At 69.6% G+C, this 16,524-nt stretch carries 20 protein-coding genes; 6 read left to right on the forward strand and 14 right to left on the reverse strand.

The window, feature by feature from the left end:
• Positions 1-22 precede the first annotated feature (22 nt).
• The 5 genes from VEC11_RS17220 (at position 23) to VEC11_RS17240 (ending at position 2,680) form a co-directional block, all read left to right on the forward strand.
• Positions 23-220 (forward strand): KTSC domain-containing protein, encoded by a 198-nt coding sequence (locus tag VEC11_RS17220; protein ID WP_464135039.1) that lies wholly within the window; start codon positions 23-25, stop codon positions 218-220.
• A 93-nt stretch (positions 221-313) separates the two neighbouring features.
• Positions 314-835 (forward strand): glycine zipper 2TM domain-containing protein, encoded by a 522-nt coding sequence (locus VEC11_RS17225; RefSeq protein ID WP_464135044.1) that lies wholly within the window; start codon positions 314-316, stop codon positions 833-835.
• A gap of 181 nt (positions 836-1,016) precedes the next feature.
• A complete protein-coding gene (locus tag VEC11_RS17230) occupies positions 1,017-1,310 on the forward strand; it encodes a hypothetical protein (protein ID WP_464135050.1) in 294 nt (97 codons plus the stop codon).
• A gap of 125 nt (positions 1,311-1,435) precedes the next feature.
• Entirely contained in the window at positions 1,436-2,092 is a 657-nt protein-coding gene (locus tag VEC11_RS17235) for a hypothetical protein (RefSeq protein ID WP_464135054.1), read from the forward strand.
• A gap of 57 nt (positions 2,093-2,149) precedes the next feature.
• Positions 2,150-2,680: a nuclear transport factor 2 family protein gene (locus VEC11_RS17240; protein WP_464135058.1), complete on the forward strand. Its 531-nt coding sequence runs from the start codon at positions 2,150-2,152 to the stop codon at positions 2,678-2,680.
• Here VEC11_RS17240 and VEC11_RS17245 read toward each other — a convergent pair.
• The 3 genes from VEC11_RS17245 to VEC11_RS17255 form a co-directional block, all read right to left on the reverse strand.
• Positions 2,677-3,354, reverse strand: a complete 678-nt coding sequence (locus VEC11_RS17245) for a phosphocholine cytidylyltransferase family protein (protein ID WP_464135061.1) — start codon at positions 3,352-3,354, stop codon at positions 2,677-2,679. The genes VEC11_RS17240 and VEC11_RS17245 overlap by 4 nt on opposite strands.
• A 13-nt stretch (positions 3,355-3,367) precedes the next feature.
• On the reverse strand, positions 3,368-4,468 hold the full coding sequence (locus VEC11_RS17250) for an inositol-3-phosphate synthase (RefSeq protein WP_464135063.1): 1,101 nt from the start codon (positions 4,466-4,468) through the stop codon (positions 3,368-3,370).
• A 79-nt stretch (positions 4,469-4,547) separates the two neighbouring features.
• On the reverse strand, positions 4,548-5,495 hold the full coding sequence (locus VEC11_RS17255) for a CDP-alcohol phosphatidyltransferase family protein (protein ID WP_464135068.1): 948 nt from the start codon (positions 5,493-5,495) through the stop codon (positions 4,548-4,550).
• An 82-nt stretch (positions 5,496-5,577) separates the two neighbouring features.
• Between VEC11_RS17255 and VEC11_RS17260 the strand changes: the two genes are divergently transcribed.
• On the forward strand, positions 5,578-6,489 hold the full coding sequence (locus tag VEC11_RS17260; protein WP_464135073.1) for a CDP-alcohol phosphatidyltransferase family protein: 912 nt from the start codon (positions 5,578-5,580) through the stop codon (positions 6,487-6,489).
• Here VEC11_RS17260 and VEC11_RS17265 read toward each other — a convergent pair.
• From VEC11_RS17265 to flgF, 11 genes are all read right to left on the reverse strand, one after another.
• The gene (locus VEC11_RS17265; RefSeq protein WP_464135078.1) at positions 6,476-7,615 is read right to left on the reverse strand and encodes a glycosyltransferase family 4 protein; all 1,140 of its coding nucleotides are present in this window, start codon (positions 7,613-7,615) and stop codon (positions 6,476-6,478) included. The genes VEC11_RS17260 and VEC11_RS17265 overlap by 14 nt on opposite strands.
• Positions 7,616-7,662: 47 nt before the next feature.
• Positions 7,663-8,643 (reverse strand): GGDEF domain-containing protein, encoded by a 981-nt coding sequence (locus VEC11_RS17270; protein ID WP_464135083.1) that lies wholly within the window; start codon positions 8,641-8,643, stop codon positions 7,663-7,665.
• A gap of 14 nt (positions 8,644-8,657) precedes the next feature.
• Positions 8,658-9,617, reverse strand: a complete 960-nt coding sequence (locus tag VEC11_RS17275) for a flagellar motor protein MotB (protein ID WP_464135088.1) — start codon at positions 9,615-9,617, stop codon at positions 8,658-8,660.
• 3 nt (positions 9,618-9,620) lie between these two features.
• Positions 9,621-10,484: a flagellar motor stator protein MotA gene (gene motA / locus VEC11_RS17280; RefSeq protein ID WP_464135092.1), complete on the reverse strand. Its 864-nt coding sequence runs from the start codon at positions 10,482-10,484 to the stop codon at positions 9,621-9,623.
• Positions 10,485-10,618: 134 nt separating this feature from the next.
• On the reverse strand, positions 10,619-11,476 hold the full coding sequence (locus VEC11_RS17285) for a flagellin (RefSeq protein WP_464135096.1): 858 nt from the start codon (positions 11,474-11,476) through the stop codon (positions 10,619-10,621).
• 21 nt (positions 11,477-11,497) lie between these two features.
• Positions 11,498-12,847, reverse strand: coding sequence for a flagellar hook-associated protein FlgK (gene flgK, locus VEC11_RS17290; RefSeq protein WP_464135100.1), 1,350 nt, complete (start codon positions 12,845-12,847; stop codon positions 11,498-11,500).
• Positions 12,844-13,197, reverse strand: a complete 354-nt coding sequence (locus VEC11_RS17295; protein WP_464135106.1) for a rod-binding protein — start codon at positions 13,195-13,197, stop codon at positions 12,844-12,846. The genes flgK and VEC11_RS17295 overlap by 4 nt, the downstream gene beginning before the upstream one ends.
• Positions 13,194-14,291, reverse strand: coding sequence for a flagellar basal body P-ring protein FlgI (locus tag VEC11_RS17300; protein ID WP_464135111.1), 1,098 nt, complete (start codon positions 14,289-14,291; stop codon positions 13,194-13,196). The genes VEC11_RS17295 and VEC11_RS17300 overlap by 4 nt, the downstream gene beginning before the upstream one ends.
• Positions 14,292-14,305: 14 nt before the next feature.
• Positions 14,306-14,953, reverse strand: coding sequence for a flagellar basal body L-ring protein FlgH (locus VEC11_RS17305; RefSeq protein WP_464135116.1), 648 nt, complete (start codon positions 14,951-14,953; stop codon positions 14,306-14,308).
• A 1-nt stretch (position 14,954) separates the two neighbouring features.
• Positions 14,955-15,743, reverse strand: a complete 789-nt coding sequence (flgG, locus tag VEC11_RS17310; protein ID WP_464135122.1) for a flagellar basal-body rod protein FlgG — start codon at positions 15,741-15,743, stop codon at positions 14,955-14,957.
• Between the two features lie 26 nt (positions 15,744-15,769).
• Positions 15,770-16,513: a flagellar basal-body rod protein FlgF gene (gene flgF / locus VEC11_RS17315; RefSeq protein WP_464135127.1), complete on the reverse strand. Its 744-nt coding sequence runs from the start codon at positions 16,511-16,513 to the stop codon at positions 15,770-15,772.
• Positions 16,514-16,524: the final 11 nt, after the last annotated feature.

Genomic DNA, 16,524 nt, shown 5'->3' on the forward strand with positions numbered 1-16,524 from the left:
TTCTGCCTTCATGCCCTCGAGCGTGATCAAGCAGGCCCGGTACCGCGCGGACGAGGCGGTGCTCGACATCCTGTTCACCACCGGCCGGCGCTATCTCTACCGCGGCGTGCCGCCCGACGAGGCCGAGCGATTCGCCGCGGCGTTCAGCAAGGGACGTTATTTCAACGCCCGGATCCGCGACCGCTACGATTTCACCGAGGTCGCTTCGGTCGCGTCATAAACCCCGGATGAACAGCGGGTTGGAGAATGTTCACGCAACCTCGCGCGGTGCTTTTCGTTCTTACGCCATCCCTAGGATTTCAGGAGAGATGAGATGCGTAAGCTGATTCTTGCGACCGCCGTGGCGGTTTCAGCGATTCCGTTCGCTGCCCCCGCTTCGGCAGATCAGGGCTATAACGAACGCCAGGAGCGCCGCGAGTGCGCCCGTGAGCTCCGCAATGCCGACAGCCGCCGCGAATATCGTCGCGAGCGGCGCGAGTGTGCGCGCGAGATTACCCAGGCGCGGCGCGAGGACTGGCGTCGCTGGAACCGGTACGACTGGAACCGGCCGGGGCCGGGTGGCTATTATTATGCCGACCAATATTACCGGGACGGCCGCTATTATTCGGTCCGCAGGCTGAGCCGCAATGACCGGATCTATCGCGGTCGCGACGGCCGCTATTATTGCCGCCGTAGCGACGGCACGACCGGACTGATCATCGGCGCCGGCATCGGCGCGCTGATCGGCAACTCGCTGGACAATGGCCGCTCGAGCCTGTTCGGCACCCTGATTGGCGGTGCTGCCGGTGCGGCGATCGGTCGTGAGATCGACCGCGGCAACGTGCGCTGCCGTTAAGGCTCCTGCGGACAGTCAGGAAGGAAGGGCGCCCTCGCTTGGGGGCGCCCTTTTCCTGCCGGATCCGCCTTCCTAAACCCCGGCTGAACGCGGGGTAGTTTGGGGTTCATGCAACGGCCGGTACATCCTGTTCGTTCTTTCCGGGCGTCCGGATTGGACGATTGACAAGGGAGTATGCACGATGCGTTTCCTGATCCTTGCGGCGGTCGCCGGAGCCGTCGCATTACCCAGCGCGGCCAGCGCCCAATATTATGGCCGCGGCTATGGTTACGGCAATTACTACAACAACCGGGTCCGCCAGGAGCAGCGCGAATGCGCGCGTGAGCTGAGGCGGGCGGACAGCCGCCGCGAATATCGCCGCGAGCTGCGCGAATGCCGTCGCGAGATCAACGCGGCGCGATACCACCGCGGCTACCGGAATTATTATCGCGACCGGCGCTACTGGGATGGCTATCGCTGGCGCAACCGCTGGTAAGCCGTCCAGCGGGGCGAACGCTCCGCCCCGCTCTTTCTCCCCGAGCCCGCGCCTTCGCGGTTGACCTCTCCCTGCGAGAGGCGGATCATCCCCCCGACACAGCTTGACGACAGGGGGGGATTCTCATGGCCGGCTCGTCGCTTTTCCTCAATCTGGCGCGTGCAGCCAAGGTCGTCGCCTTGCTGCTCTTCCTGCTGCCCTGGGTCACGGTCTCCTGCTCGTCCGAGGCGATTGACCGGACGCAGAGCGAAGCCGCCGGCAGCGCGCCGCGGCTCAACATGCCGACCAGCCTGAATGCGGGCGTTCCGGTCGCCGATGCGTCCGGCCTCAATATGGCCACGGGCCAGCTGCGGATGCTGCTGCCGAACACCGGCCCGAGGGAACAGGCCAAGGCGTCCGAACCCCCCGCCGTGCCGATCGAGATCGGCGTGATCGCCGGGGCCGCGCTTATCCTGCTCGCGCTGCTCGCCAGCTTCCTGCTGAAGGGGGCGACCGGGGCGATGGCGGCGATCGGCGGCAGCGTCCTCGCCATCGGCGCGCTCTGCTATTCGGTGTTCGTCAGCTATCCGCCCGCCGTGCGGGCCGCGCTGGCGGCGCACAATCCGTCGGGGCCGAGAGGCGAAAGTGCACCCACGCCGGACCAGATCGCGCAGATCCTCAGCGTTAAGCCCGAAATCGCCTTCTATCTGGTGCTCGTCGCGCTCGCTCTGGCGGTGCTGTTCAACGCGCTGGCGCTGCGCAAGCCGGGCGCGGCCGCGCCGGCTCCGCCGGCCGGGGCGTAAGGCTTGCGATCTGATTTCTCCTGTGTATTACATGCCTAATACACAGGAGAATTCTCGATGCTGTCCACCCTTGTCTTCGCGCTGGCCGCCCAGCCCGCGGCCGCGACCGTCACGCTCCCCGAGGGGCAGTCGCTGACCGAGGCGATCCGAAGCCGGGACGCCGAATTCTTCCAGCTCGTCTTTCTGGGCTGCGACCCGGCGCGGCTGCGCACGATGATCACCCCCGATTTCGAAATGTACCATGACCGGGGCGGCGTGGTCGCAACCAATGCCGACGCGTTCATCCGGGTGCATGAAAATTCCTGCCGGGAGCGCGCGCCCGCCGATGCCTGGCGCTCGCGGCGGGAACTCGTCCCGGCGAGCCTTCGCGTCGATCCCGTCCCCGGCTATGGCGCGATCGAGGATGGCGAGCATCTCTTCTACGAATGGCGCGGCGCGGCCGAAGGGCCTCCGGAACGCGCGGGGCGCCTGGTCGGCCGCGCCCGTTTCACCCAATTGTGGCGGCTCACGCCGGACGGCTGGCGGCTGGCGCGCGTGTTCAGCTACGGGCACGCGCCGGCCGGTGAGAATGCGCCCGCCGGGAACTAGGCGATCATCGCCTCCGCCCTGGCCAGCGCGGCGGGGTCGTCGACGTCGAGCCAGGCAAGGCCGGTGACGTCGAGCGTCGCCGCACGCCCCTCGTCGGCCAGGCGCTGCACGCCCTCCGACAGGCTGCCGCCGCCGCCGGCGATCGCCGCGGCCAGCGCCGGCGTGGCGCGGAACAGCCCGGTGTCGATCGCATCGAACCGGTCGAGCGTCTTGCCGATCCGGCGGATGCGGCCGCCCTCGCCCGTCTCGACCTTGGTCGCATCGTCCATGTCGAGCAGCGGATTGGCGAGGTCGCGGTCCACGGCGAGCGTCAGCGCCGCGGTTGGCGCCGCGATCAGCCGCGACGCGATCGCCGGATCGAACAGATGGTCCGACATGGCCAGCAGATAGTCGCCGGCGATCCGCGCCGCGCCGGCCAGCACGCTGTGGCCGTTGGGCAGATTCCAGTCCGCCACCCGCACCGGCGCGATCGCGAAGGGCAAGGTCTCGAGAAATGCCTCGAGCCGGTCCGCCTCATGGCCCGTGGCGACGGTGAAGCGGGTCGCGCCGCCCGCCGCGGCCGCGCGGATCACGCGCTCGATCAGCGGCACGCCGGCCACCGGTGTCAGCGGCTTCGAGGGCGAGACCGAGCGCAGCCGGCTGCCATGGCCGGCGGCGATGATCAGGCAGTCCATATTCCCGCCGCTCCTATTCCGCGGCGAGGGCTTCCCCGGCGATGAACTCCTCCGTCAGCTGCGCGGCGACATCGTCGCTGAACTGCTGCGGCGGATGCTTGCAGAAATAGGCGCTCGGGCCGATCAGCACGCCGCCCTGGCCGCGGTCCAGCGCCACCTTGCAGCAGCGGATCGCGTCCACCACCACGCCGGCGCTGTTCGGGCTGTCCTCGACCGAGAGGCGAAGCTCCAGGTTCATCGGCACGTCGCCGAACAGGGCGCCCTCCATGCGCAGGAAGCAGAGCTTGTTGTCGTTGAGCCAGGGGATGTAGTCGGACGGGCCGATATGGATGTCCTCGGCGCCGAGCGGCTCTGCCAAGGTCGACTGGACGGCGTCCGTCTTGGATTCCTTCTTCGATTCCAGCCGGTTCCGGTCCAGCATGTTCATGAAGTCGGTATTGCCGCCGGTGTTCAGCTGATAGGTGCGGTCGTAGCTGACGCCCCGCGCCCGGAACAGGCTGGACAGCACGCGGTGGACGATGGTCGCGCCGAGCTGCGCCTTCACGTCGTCGCCGACGATCGGCAGATTCTTCTCGCGGAAGCGCCGTTCCCATTCGGGCTTGGAGGCGATGAACACGGGCATGCAGTTGACCACCGCGACGCCCGCCTTCAGCGCGCATTCCATGTAGAATTCGACCGCCTCCTGCGAGCCGACCGGCAGGAAGTTGACGAGGATCTCGGCCCCGCTCTCCTTCAGCATGGCGACGATCTCGTCCTCGCTCGCCTCGGGCGCGTCGGCGCGGACGAAGCCGCGCTCGCCATAATTGGCCATGTGCGGCGCCATGCCGTCCAGCACCCGGCCCATCCGCACGGTGACTCCGGTCGCCGGAATCTGCGCCTGGAAGACGGTCGTGCAATTGGGCTTGGCGAAGATCGCCTCGCCCAGATCCTTGCCGACCTTGCGTGCGTCCGTGTCGATGGCCAGCACGAACTCGATATCGGCTATGGCATAGCCGCCGAGCCGCTCGTGCATGATGCCCGCCGGCGCCTTGCGGCCGGCATAATAGTAACGCCCCTGCACCAGGGAGCTCGCGCAATTGCCGATGCCGACCAGCGCCACCTTGATCTTGTTCATGTTTCTCCGGTTCTTTGCCCGGGCTCGCGCCCGAAAATGCGTCATACGCTCGTCACAATCCGGAAAGGAAGTCAATAAACTATGCGGTGCCGCGATAGGTCCGCGGCGGCGGCAAGAGCGAGGCGATCAGGACGTAGAAGAACCAGATCACGGCAACGCCCGCAAAGATGCACAGGGCGACGCGCTCCAGGCCCAATATGGTCAACACCATGTACATGAAAGCGAAAAAGTCGCGGCTCGAGATGACCTGGACCACCCAGTAGACCAGGTCGACGAGGCCGCCGATGCGGGCGTTGCGGCGCTTGAACAGGTCGAAGCCGAGCGGCGCCCCCTGCGCGCGGACGCGGCGGGCGATCAGCACGTTGCCGACGATCATCGCCACGATCGCCCAGGCGCCGATCCAGCCGATCGCGTCCCGGTCGCGCAGGGCGAGGTGGATGGTGAGGCCGGACACGAACAGGAAGTTGATCGTCATGTCGACCAGCGAATCCAGCGAGGCGCCCTGCGCCGACGTGCGCCAGGTGGCGCGGGCCATCTCGCCGTCGACGCCGTCGACCACGGAGGCGACATGGAAGAGGATGGCGCCGGCGATCAGGCCGCCATGGCCGCCGAACAGGAGCAGCCACAGCATCGGCACCGCGATGAGGGCGGTGACGATCGTGACGTGAAGCGGCCGCACGCCCGGAATGGCGAGGACCGCCCAGGTCAGGCGCTGCGAGATCGGCCGGTTCAGCCAGCGCGAGACGAGGCCGTCGCCCGGCTTGCCCGTGGCCCGGACTACCTCCCAGGCGGTCGGCAGGACGGGGACGGGGCCGTCGCCCGCCTCGATCCGCACGCCCGCATTGCCGCGCAGCCGCTCGATATCGGCCCTGGTCGCGTCCGCAAGCCGGGCACCGTCGCCGATCCTGAGGAGGATATCGGTGGCACCCGCGTCGGCGAGGCTGCGGACCGCCCGGCCCGCGGCGGCAACGCCGGCGATGGGCCGGTCCCCAGCCGCGGCAGTCGCGAAGCCGGCAATAGTCTCCACCGTTTTTCCTCTTCCCAACAAGCGGCTCCCTGACGCAAGGGACGCCACGGACAGCGTTTTCCCGCAAAAAGGAGGCCGGAACATGGCAATGGCTGGGGCCGCCGACATCCGGCCGCCCGAACCCGTCAATCGCCCGCGGGAGCTGCAGGATCCGCTGAACTTCTATTTCTACCACCCGCTGGCGAAACGGCTCGCAATCCTGCTGCGGCCGACGGGCATCTCGCCCAACCTGGTCTCGGTGATGAGCGCGATCAGCCTCTGCGCCGCCACCGCCTGCTTCGTCGGCCTCGCCTGGCCGGCCAACGCCCTGGCGGGGTTCTGCTTCATGCTGCTCTGGCATGTCGTCGACGGCGCCGACGGCGACCTCGCCCGGATGACCGGCAAGGCCTCTCCCACCGGCGAGCTGGTCGACGGGGTCTGCGACTATTTCGGCAATACCGTCATGTATTTCGCCTTCGCCTTCCTTGCCGACAACGTCTGGGGCGCCTGGGCCTGGGTCCTCGCGGTCGCGGCCGGGGCCAGCCATGTCATGCAGACCAATCATGCCGAGACCCAGCGCCGCCTCTATCTCGCCCGCGCCTATGGCGTGCCCTGGCTGCGCAATGCGCAGGCCGACAAGGACGAGGTGTTCAGGCGCGACACCTGGTTCACCCGCTATTTCGGCTTCTGGGCGGTCGGCTATCTCTGGCTGTCGGAGCGGATGGTGCCCGCCGCCAATCCGATCGACCGGGCGCTGGCCGAGGCGGAGGGGGATCCGGCCGAGACCGAGCGCATCCGCGCCTTCGTCCGTCGCGCCCATGCGCCGACCATGTTCCTGCCGAAATTGCTCGGCGCCAATCCCAAGACCTTCCTGATCGCCGGCGCGATCCTGCTCGGCAGCCCGGTCTGGTATTTCCTGGCGATGATCGGGCCGGTGAACCTGATCCTGATCGTCTCGATCGTCCACCACAAGCGCCTGGCCGCGCGGGTGGGAGCCGCGCTCAGCGCGCGCTGAGCCGCGCCTTCAGGAACGCCTCGATCTTCTCCGCCCGCCGGTCCCAGGTCAGCTCGCCGGAGCGGGCCAGGGCCGCGGCGCCCAGCCGGTCCGCCAGCGCCGGCTCGCGCAGCCGGTCCAGCGCCGCTGCCGCGGCGGCGGGATCACCCGGCGGGACGAGCAGGGCATTCTCCCCGTCGGTCAGCAATTCCGCCGTGTCCGGCGCCTCGGGCGCGAGGATCGGCCGGCCAGCGGCGAGATAGGAAAAGAGCTTCAGCGGCAGCACGCAGTTGCGGAACTGCTCGAGCGGCGCGCGAGAGGGCGGGATCAGCAGCACGTCCGCCGCATGGAGCCAGGCGGGAAGCGCGGCCGGTTCCTGCCACGGCACCACCCGCACATTGGGCCGCCGCCGGGCGTCCGTCTCGACCGGTCCCTCCCCCTCCGAGCCGACGAGCAGGAAGAGCGTCTCCGGCCTGAGGTCGGCGAGCGCGAGCAAGGCATCCAGCCCTTTCTGCGCGTTCACCCGGCCTGCATAGACGGCGGTGAAGCGGTTCGGGTCGAGCCCCAGCGCCGTGCGGACCCCGGCCTTCGCGGCGGGCGGCCCCATCCGCCGCGGCTCCGCGCCATTGTGCGCGACGAGCAATTTCTCCCCGGGCACGCCCGCGCGCCGGTAAGCGCCGGCCGCAAATTCCGAATGGAGGACGAAGCCGAGGCATACAGGGCTCCGCGCCGTCCGGCGGACCAGGGGCCGGATCGCGGGCAGATCGTCCGGCCAGGGCCGGTAATGATCGACCGCGAAGGGCAGAGGGGCGCGCGCCCCCATGCCCAGCATCGCCGGGATCCGCGAGTAAAGCAGGTCCGCCTGGCCGACCTCGGGATCGCGGAACACCTGCCGCAGCCAGAACAGGGTCCGCCCCAGCGCCTCGCCGGCCCATCGGCTCTCGCGCTGGACGAGACTGAACTCCCCCTCCACCCCGAACCAGTCCCTGAGGTCCGCCGCCGTCAGCACCGGATCGCCCGCGCCGCGCGGCATCAGCAGAGTCGCCTCCACGCCCCGGCGCGCCAGCGCGGCGACGGTATTGACGCTCTGCTCCCGGCAGGCCTTGCGGTCCGGGCGCGACCACATCAGGGGATAGAGAAGCCGCATCGCCCCGGCACGACAGCATTGCCGGCCATCCTGTCAAGCGAGGCGGCTCAGGCGGCTTCGCAGAAGACCTGGTTCCGGCCCCCGTTCTTGGCGGCGTAGAGCAGGGCGTCGGCCCGCTGCAGCGCCGGGGTGCCGTCGGGATGACGACCCCGCGCCACGCCGCCCGAGAAGGTGACCTTGCCGAGCGGCTGGTCGGTCTCGCGCAGCTTGAAATAGCGCGCGCCCAGGACGTCGCGGGCGCCGTCGAGGATGCGGCCGGCATCCACAGGCTCCAGGCCCGGGAACAGGACGACGAACTCCTCGCCGCCGATCCGCGCGACCATATTGCCACCGCAATTGTCGCGCAGGGTCTGGGCGACGGCGCGGATCACGCGGTCCCCGACGGCGTGGCCGTAAGTGTCGTTGACCCGCTTGAAATGATCGATGTCGCAGATGGCGAGGCTCAGCGCCGCTTCGCTCTTCTCCAGCTCGGCCAGCCGCTCCTCGAAGGCGCGGCGGTTGGGGAGGCCGGTCAGCGGGTCGCTGCGCGCCTCCTCGCCCGCCTCGGCGAGCTTGGCCTTGAGCTGCTGGGTCTCATCGCGCGCGGCGGTGAGCTGCTGCTCGACTGTCTTGGTGCGCTCGGCCATGGCGCGGGTGATCGCGACCAGGGCGGCGACGCCGCCTTCGCCGGATTCGAGCTTGTCCGCGCCCGCCGCCAGGTCGGCGCCGTAGCTCTGCGCGTCGGCGCGCTGCGCCTCGACGATCGCCGCAAAGCGCTCGACCTCCTGGGTCGCGGCGGCGAACAGGGCCGGGTCGACGCCGGCCCGGACCGCGTGGGCGACGGGCAGGCCCACCTCGGCCTTGATCCGGTCGGCCTCCTTCTGGCTGAGGCGGATGCCGTCGGCGGTTGCGATGCGCACGGCCTGCGCCGCAGGCGAGCTCTCGTCCGCCATCAAGGCGTGCACGAGGGCGTAATTGTCCGGGCTCGGCCAGAGGCCGTGATCCTTCAGGAACTTCCCGATCAGGTTGAAGAGCGCGCTGCCGTCCATCTGGTCCTCGGTGGCTAGTGCGCGGGCCGGGCCGGCGGCGCCCCGGCCTGGGGCGTCGGCGGCGAGGTGGTCGGCCGGGCGGAGGTCGAGGAGGTTCCGTTCCGCCAGCCGAGCGTGATCGAGATCCGGCGGTTGCGCGGATCGTAGCGGTTGTTGGCGACATAGGGCTGGCGGTCGGCCACGCCCTCGATCCGGGCGATCCGGGCCAGGGGGACGCCGGCCGCCTCCAGCGTGCCGCGCGTGCTCTCCGCGCGCGCCGCCGACAGGGTCCAGTTGTTGGTCGTCCGCCCGGCCGCATAAGGCAGGGAGTCCGTATGGCCCCGGATGATCACGTTATTGGGCACGCCCGAAATGACCTGCGCCACCTCACGCACCAGGCGCTGGGCCGGCGGCAGCAACTGGTCGGTGCCGACCCGGAACATGGAGAAGTCGCCCTCGTCCATCAGGTCGATGCGCAGGCCCTCGTCGCTCTCGGCGAAGCTGACATGGCGGCCGAGCCGGCGCAGCTCGGGCGAGGCCTCGATGCGGCGACGGAGCTCGGCGGACAGGCGCCGGAATTCCTCGCGGTCGATCTGGTTGCGCGGCACCGCCCCCTCCTGCACGCCGCCGGTGACGTCGCGCGGGATGGTGATGGCGCGCGAGCCGGTCTGGCCCGCGCGGTGCGGATAATTGTCCGCGGCGACGATGGAATCGCCGCCGAGGATGCCGTTGGAGCCGGCGCTGTTCTGCTTGTACTCGATCAGCGTCGGCGTGAAATAGTCGGCGAGGCCGCGGCGCTGGTCCTCGTCGGTCGCGCCGAGCAGCCAGAGCAAGAGGAAGAAGGCCATCATCGCGGTCACGAAGTCCGCATAGGCGATCTTCCAGGCGCCGCCATGATGGGCGCCATGCGCCTCCTGGACCACCTTCTTGATGATGATCGGCGGCGGCTGCGGCGCGGGATCGTTCCGCCCGCGCTTCATCGCGGCGCTGGCCATGGTCTAGCGTCCCCGCATCCCGTCGAACACGTCGGCGAAGGCCGGCTGGTTCGAATGGGCAATCCCCGAGCGCGCCGCCTCGATGACCAGGGGCAGCGGATGGCCGTGCAGCGAGGCGATGATGATCTGCTTGACGACATGATAGATCGCCATGTCGCCTTCGATCGCGTTCTTGGCCCGGTTGGCGAAGGGGCCGACGAAGCCGTAGGCGAGCAGCACGCCAAGGAAGGTGCCGACCAGCGCCGAGCCGATCATCTCGCCCAGGATCTCCGGCGGCTTGTCGATCGAGGCCATGGTCTTCACGACGCCGAGCACGGCGGCGACGATGCCGAGCGCCGGCAGCGCATCGGCCAGCGTCTGCAGATTGTTCGCCGGCGCGATCGCATGGTGCTGGTGGGTCTTGATCGCATTGTCCATCACGTCCTCGACGGCGCGCGGATCGAGCGTGCCGGAGGAGACGACGACCAGCCGCAGCGTGTCGCAGATCAGGTGGACGAGCACCTCGTCCTTCAGGAGCTTGGGATATTCGGCGAAGATCGCCGAGGATTTCGGGTCCTCGATATGCGGCTCGACGGCCACCGGGCCGTCCGTGCGCAGCATCTTCATCAGCTTCGAGACGAGGAAGATGACGTCGAGAAAGTCTTGCTTCTTGTATTTCGCGCCCTTGAAGACCTTGCCGAAGCCCCCGAGCAGCGCCTTGAGCTCGGCGCCGGAGTTGCCGGTGATGGTCGCGCCGATCGCCGCGCCGCCGATGATCGTCAGCTCGACCGGCAGCGCGTGCAGGATCACGCCGATGCTGCCGCCGGAGAAGATGAACCCGCCGAACACCAGCACGAGGAGGACGACGATGCCTACGGCTGCGAACATTTCTTCCCTCGTGAGACCTGGCCAGTCGGGAGGGTTTCTCCCCTCCCTGTATGATTAACGGCAGAGCGATACGGACTTTATGGTTAAGGACCCTTCAACCACGCTTTTTCCGGAACCGGCTTCGGACCGGCGGATCAGCGCAGGATGTCGAAGAGCGTGCTTTCGTTGACCCGCGCGAACACCGCCTGCGCCGCCTGCAGCGAGAGCTGCTGCGAGCTGAGCCGGGCGATGACCGCCTGGATGTCCGTATCCTCGAGGCCGCTGCGCTCTTCCGCCAGCTGCAGGCCGGCATCGGCCTGGCGCTCGAGCAGCTGGTCGACACGATTGGCCAAGGCGCCCTGCTCGCCGCGCTGGCCGGCGACATGCTGGACGGCCGCGGCCACCTCGTCCACCGCCGTCGCGACGGCGGTGCGGCGGGCGGTCGGGTCGGTGATCTCCAGCGCGGTCGCGGCGTCGGCCAGGATCGCTGCGAGGTCCTTGGGGCCGCCGGCGGTGGCGACGCTCTCGAACACCTCCTCGCGCGTGCCGACGGCAATCACCTGGACGCCGCTCTGCACCGGAATGCGGAGCGAGAAACCGGACATGAAGAGTGCGTTGCCGCGCGAATCCTTGCTCGCCTTCAGCGAATTCAGCTCGTCGGCGAGCGAGCGCAGCTCGAGCGCGATCGTCGCCCGGTCCTGGCCGGACAAGGTGCCGGTGGCGCCCTGGGTCATCAGCTCGGTCGCGCGGTCGAAGGCGGTGGCGGCAGCCTTCAGCGCGGTGTCGGCTCGGTCGCCGAGCGCAGCGGCGAGCTGGAGATTGCTCTTCCAGGCGGCCTCGTTGGCCTGGGAACGGCCGATCGAGGAGATGCGCGCTGCCGCGACCGGATCCTCGGACGGGGACTGGATGCGCTTCTGGGTCGAGAGCTGGGTCTGCGCCTTCGCGATCTCGCGCGACAGAGCGAGCTGCCGGTTGATCTCCTGGTCCAGGCGATAGCGGGTGCCGCTGATCATCGTTCAATCCCCCAATCTGGTTCAGAGCGCGTCGAACAGCGCCTGGATGGTTTCGCGCGCCACCTGGATGATCCGGGCGGAAGCGCTGTAGGCCTGCTGGTAGCGGAGCAGGTCCGCCGCCTCGGCGTCGAGGTCGACCCCCGTCACCTCGTCCAGCGCCGCATAGCTGTTGTCGCGCCAGGTGGCGGTCGCCGCGGCCTCGGCATTGGCGGAGGCGAGCATCTGCGCATTGGCGGAGACGATCGCGCCCCAGCGGTCCTCGACCGCGCTGCTGTTACGGATCGCGTCGAGCGCGAGCAGGTTGGCGTTGGGCGCGCCGCCAGGGCTCGCCGCCGGGACGAGATCGGGATCGGTGACCAGCGACTGGAGCGAGGTGGCGCCGCCGGCAACGCTCATCAGGGCCACGCCCGGATTGCCGTCCGCATCCTCGCCGGCCGCCGACCAGCCGTTCACCATCGCCGCGAAGTCCACGGCCAGACCGTCCAGGGTGGCGCGGCGGTCCGCGACGGTCTGCGCGACGTCGACCAGGCCGGCCAGTGTGCCGCCCGCAGCCGGCAGCGGCTGGGTGGTGCCGTTGGCCTGCAGCTGCAGCGAGAGCCGTCCGTCCGTCGCGCGGACCAGCACGGCCAGGCCCGGCCCCGGGCCGGCGAGCAGGGAGAGGGTCGGATTGCTGGTCGCGGCAAGCCGCGCCGCCCCGTCCGCGCCGACCGTGACGTCGACGTCGACCTTTCCGGCAATGAAGTCGATCAGCCGGTCCCGCTCGTCCTCGAGCGAGGCGCGGGCGCTGCCGCCCTTGTCGGCCGGGGCGAGCGCGCCATTGACCTCGTGCAGGGCGCGCAGCGCCTCGTTCAGCGCGGCGACCTCGAGCTCGGCGGCCTGGCCGATCCCGTCGGCAAGCCGGCCGAGCGTCTGGCCGCTGGTCCGGAAGGCGGAGGCGACATTGTCGAGCGACGACAGCACCGCCCGCCGGCCGAGCGTGTCGCCGGGATCGGAGGCCAGCGAGGCGACGGAGGTGAAGAAGCCGGTCATCGCCGAACCGACGCCGGCCATGTCGTCGCTCAGCGCGGTCTCGACGCCGGACAGCCATTGCTGGCGGACCGCGGCGCGGCCGTCGGCGGAGGCTGAGAAGCGGGCCTCGGCCGCCTTGAAATTGTCCCAGGCGCGGGCGACGCCGGCGGCGGTGACGCCGTTGAAGGTGAGCTGCGGCCGGTAGGCGATGTCGCCCGTGCCGGTGACCGACAGCTCCTCGAGCACGACGCGGCGGCGGGCATAGCCCGGGGTCTGCGCGTTCGCGACATTCTCGCCGACCGCGTTCAGCGCCGAGCGATAGGCGGCGAGCGCCGAGGTGCCGATGCCGAGAAGATCGCTCACCTTGTCACCTCGTTCGGGTTCTGCGCGGCATCGCCGCCGGTCCCGGCGACGGGCGGCTGCGGCTGCACGCTGCGGTGCCGCTCGAATTGCGCGGTGAGCAATTCGGCAATGCCGAACGTGCCCTGCTGCGACATGGCATCGGCAAGGCGCGCATCGGCCATGTCGCGGAACTGCTCGGTCGCCTGGCTGCCGAACATTTCGTCGGCGAGCCGGGCATTGCGCATCGAGCCGATCAGCTGACGGATGAACACCGCCTCGAAGGCCTGCGCCGCCTGGCGCAGCTCCTGCCGGCGCTGGGCATTCGCCTCACCGCCCGTGGCGGGGGTCTGGTTGTTGAGCGGGTTGATCACAGGATGATGAGCTCCGCACGCAGGGCGCCGGCCTGCTTCAGCGCCTCGAGGATGGCGACGAGGTCGGACGGGGCCGCGCCGATCGCGTTCACCGCCCGGACGATTTCCGAGAGCGAGGCGCCGGGGGCGAAGTTGAACATGCGGGTGCGGTCCTCGGTGACCTCGATCTCCGAATTGGGGACGACCACGGTCTGGCCGCGCGACAGCGGTCGCGGCTGGCTGGCGCGCGGATCCTCGCGCACGGCCACGGTGAGGCGGCCATGGCTGACCGCGGCCGGGCGGATGCGCACCGCGCCGTTGATCACCACCGTGCCGGTCCGCGCATTGACGATCACGCGCGCCGGCGCATCGGCCGGCTCGACCTCGATATTCTCGATCCGGCTCATCAGGGCAGTGCGGATCTCGGCGCCGGGCGCGACCTCGATCGCCACCGAGACGCCGTCCACCGCGCGCGCGATCGGCTGGCCGACCTCGCTGTTGATCGCCTGCGCGATGCGCTGGGCGGTGGTGAAATCGGATTCGGCCAAGTTGAAGGTCAGGCGCGGCGCGTCGGCGAAACCGGTTTCGACCGCGCGCTCGACCGTGGCGCCGCCCGGGATCCGGCCCGAGGAGGGCACGTTCACCGAGACCTGGCTTCCGTCCTGCGCCGAGACGCCGAGGCCGCCCACGGCGAGATTGCCCTGCGCCATGGCGTAGATCTGGTTGTCGGCGCCCCGCAGCGGGCTCATGATCAGGGTGCCGCCGCGCAGCGATCGCGCGCGGCCCATGGCGGAAACGGTGATGTCGAGCCGCTGGCCGGGCCGGGCGAAGGCGGGCAGCTCGGCGGTGATCATCACCGCGGCCGCATTCTTCAGCGCCGGATTCACGCCCGGCGGCAGGGTCAGGCCGAAGCGGGAGGCGACGCCGTTCATGCCCTGCGTCGCATATTCCAGATTGTCGTCGCCCGTGCCGGCGAGGCCGACGACGATGCCGTAGCCGACCAGCTGGTTGGGACGCACGCTCTGGAACGCGCCCAGATCCTTGATCCGGGTCGCCTGCGCGGGCGTGGCCAGGGCGAGCAAGGCGGCAAGGGCGATGAGGAAACGGCTAAGCATGATCGGGCACCTCATCAAAACGGGCTGAGAATGTTGAAGAAGCGCTGCAGCCAGCCCATCCGGCTGGAGCGCGCGATCTCGCCGCGGCCGAGATAGTCGATCCGCGCATCGGCGATGCGGGTCGAGGCGACGCGGTTGTCGGAGGTGAGGTCGCCGGGCCGGACGATGCCGGACAGCCGGATCGCCTCGTTGCCGCGGTTGATCCTGAGGCGCTTCTCGCCGCGCACCCGCATCGTGCCGTTGGGCAGCACTTCCTCGACGGTGACCGTCAGCTCGCCGGTCAGCGAATTGGCCTGGCCGGTCTGGCCGCGTCCCTGGAACTCGTTGCCGCCGCCCATCGCCACGTCGGACGGACGAAAGAAGGAGAGCGGCCCCGTGGTCGGCGGGGTGAGGCTCAGCGAGCCCTCGCGGTTGGTGTTCGAGGTGCTCTGCGAGCTGCCCTGGGTGCGCTCGACCAGCACGATGGTGATGACGTCGCCCACCTGCGCGGCGCGCTGGCCGGAGGTGAGCGGCGCATAGCCATATTGCGGCTGGAAGATCGCGCCGTTCGCCGCGGCCGGCGGGGCCGGCGGCGGCGGCGTCGGGCGATATTCGGGCTCGCGCTCGCGCCGTGCGGCGACGAGCAGCACGGCCGTGCAGGCGAGGAGGATGGCGCGCGTCATGCTAGAGCTGCTGGTTCGCATTGCGCAGCATCTCGTCGGTCGCCTGGATCATCTTGGAGTTGACCTCATAGGCGCGCTGGGTCTCGATCATGTCGACCAGCTCCTGGACGACGTTGACGTTGGAAGCCTCGAGCGCGCCCTGGCGGATCGCGCCACGGCCCTCGGCATTGGCCGGGCCGGTCTGGGCAGTGCCGCTGGCGCCGGTTTCCGCATAGAGATTGTTGCCGAGCGCCTGCAGGCCGGCCGGATTGACGAAGCGTGCAAGCTCCAGCTTGCCGACTTCCTGCGGCTCGGTCTGACCGGAGACGGTCACCGAGACGGTGCCGTCCTGGCCGATCGTGATAGACTGGGCGCCGTCCGGAATGGTGATCTCCGGCATGACCGGCATGCCGTCCGACGTCACCACCTTGCCCTCCGAGGAGAGATGGAAATTGCCCGCGCGGCTGTAGCCGGTCGAGCCGTCCGGCCGCTGGATCTGGAAATAGCCCTCGCCCTCGATCGCGAGGTCGAGATTGTTGCCCGTCGTGTTGATCGAGCCCTGCGAGGTGATCCGGCCGGTGCCGGTCAGGCGCACGCCCGTGCCCAGGTTGAGCCCGGTCGCATATTGGTTGTCGCCGGCCGAGCGGGCGCCGGCCGCGGTCACCATCTGATAGGCGAGCGTGGCGAATTCGGCGCGGTCGCGCTGGAAAGCGGTGGTGTTCACGTTCGCCAGGTTGTTGGCGATGATCCGCATCCGTTCGGCCTGCGCGTCGAGCCCGGTGCGGGCGACCTGGAGAGCTGAGGTGGACATCTATATTCTCCTTGGGAATTCGGGGCCTAGCTCGGCAGGCGCATCAGGTCGGCGGCGGACGTGTCCATCTCGCGCGCCGAGCTGACGAGCTGCAGCTGCATGTCCCACGAGCGGCTGGCCTCGATCATGTCGATCAGGGTCTGGCTGGTGTTGACGTTGGAGCCTTCGAGGCTGGCCGGAATCAGCCGCGCCTGCGGATCGGAGGGCAAAGCGCCGCCGCCTTGGACGCGGAACAGGCCGTCCAGCGCCTTGGCGATGCGCGAGCCCGCCGGCGAGACCAGTTTCAGCCGGTCGACCTGCTGCGGCTGGCTGGCGTCGCCGCCCGCCGGCACGATCCAGATCGCGCCATCCTCGGCGACGCGGATCGAGTCCGCGGGCGGGATGGTGATCGGCCCGGATTCGCCGAGCACGGGACGGCCGTCGCCGGTGGTCAGCACGCCGGTCGCCGCGACCTGCAGGTCGCCGCGCCTGGTATAGGCTTCGCTGCCGTCCTCGGCCTGCACGGTGAGCAGGGCGTCGCCGGTCATCGCGACGTCGAGGTCGCGGCCGGTATGGTTGATCGAGCCGGCCGACATGTCCGCGCCCGTGACCTCCTCGGAAACGGGAGCGCGGGTTTCCAGCCCCGCGCCGCGCACCCAGAGCGACCGCGCCGACTGCATCTCGGCACGGAAGCCCACGGTGTTCGCGTTGGCGAGGTTGTTCGCCGTCGCGGCCTGCCGGGCCATCGAGCCCCGCATCCCGGAAAGCGCGGTGTAGATCAGCCGGTCCATGGCCTAACTCC

Source organism: Allosphingosinicella sp. (assembly GCF_035626655.1).
GTDB lineage: Bacteria > Pseudomonadota > Alphaproteobacteria > Sphingomonadales > Sphingomonadaceae > Allosphingosinicella.

Coding starts and splice junctions, on each gene's coding strand:
- VEC11_RS17225 (WP_464135044.1), top strand. CDS start 314: ATGCGTAAGCTGATTCTTGCGACCGCCGTGGCGGTTTCAGCGATTCCG.
- VEC11_RS17230 (WP_464135050.1), top strand. CDS start 1,017: ATGCGTTTCCTGATCCTTGCGGCGGTCGCCGGAGCCGTCGCATTACCC.
- VEC11_RS17235 (WP_464135054.1), top strand. CDS start 1,436: ATGGCCGGCTCGTCGCTTTTCCTCAATCTGGCGCGTGCAGCCAAGGTC.
- VEC11_RS17240 (WP_464135058.1), top strand. CDS start 2,150: ATGCTGTCCACCCTTGTCTTCGCGCTGGCCGCCCAGCCCGCGGCCGCG.
- VEC11_RS17245 (WP_464135061.1), bottom strand. CDS start 3,354: ATGGACTGCCTGATCATCGCCGCCGGCCATGGCAGCCGGCTGCGCTCG.
- VEC11_RS17250 (WP_464135063.1), bottom strand. CDS start 4,468: ATGAACAAGATCAAGGTGGCGCTGGTCGGCATCGGCAATTGCGCGAGC.
- VEC11_RS17260 (WP_464135073.1), top strand. CDS start 5,578: ATGGCAATGGCTGGGGCCGCCGACATCCGGCCGCCCGAACCCGTCAAT.
- VEC11_RS17265 (WP_464135078.1), bottom strand. CDS start 7,615: ATGCGGCTTCTCTATCCCCTGATGTGGTCGCGCCCGGACCGCAAGGCC.
- VEC11_RS17270 (WP_464135083.1), bottom strand. CDS start 8,643: ATGGACGGCAGCGCGCTCTTCAACCTGATCGGGAAGTTCCTGAAGGAT.
- VEC11_RS17275 (WP_464135088.1), bottom strand. CDS start 9,617: ATGGCCAGCGCCGCGATGAAGCGCGGGCGGAACGATCCCGCGCCGCAG.
- motA (WP_464135092.1), bottom strand. CDS start 10,484: ATGTTCGCAGCCGTAGGCATCGTCGTCCTCCTCGTGCTGGTGTTCGGC.
- VEC11_RS17285 (WP_464135096.1), bottom strand. CDS start 11,476: ATGATCAGCGGCACCCGCTATCGCCTGGACCAGGAGATCAACCGGCAG.
- VEC11_RS17300 (WP_464135111.1), bottom strand. CDS start 14,291: ATGCTTAGCCGTTTCCTCATCGCCCTTGCCGCCTTGCTCGCCCTGGCC.
- VEC11_RS17305 (WP_464135116.1), bottom strand. CDS start 14,953: ATGACGCGCGCCATCCTCCTCGCCTGCACGGCCGTGCTGCTCGTCGCC.
- flgG (WP_464135122.1), bottom strand. CDS start 15,743: ATGTCCACCTCAGCTCTCCAGGTCGCCCGCACCGGGCTCGACGCGCAG.
- flgF (WP_464135127.1), bottom strand. CDS start 16,513: ATGGACCGGCTGATCTACACCGCGCTTTCCGGGATGCGGGGCTCGATG.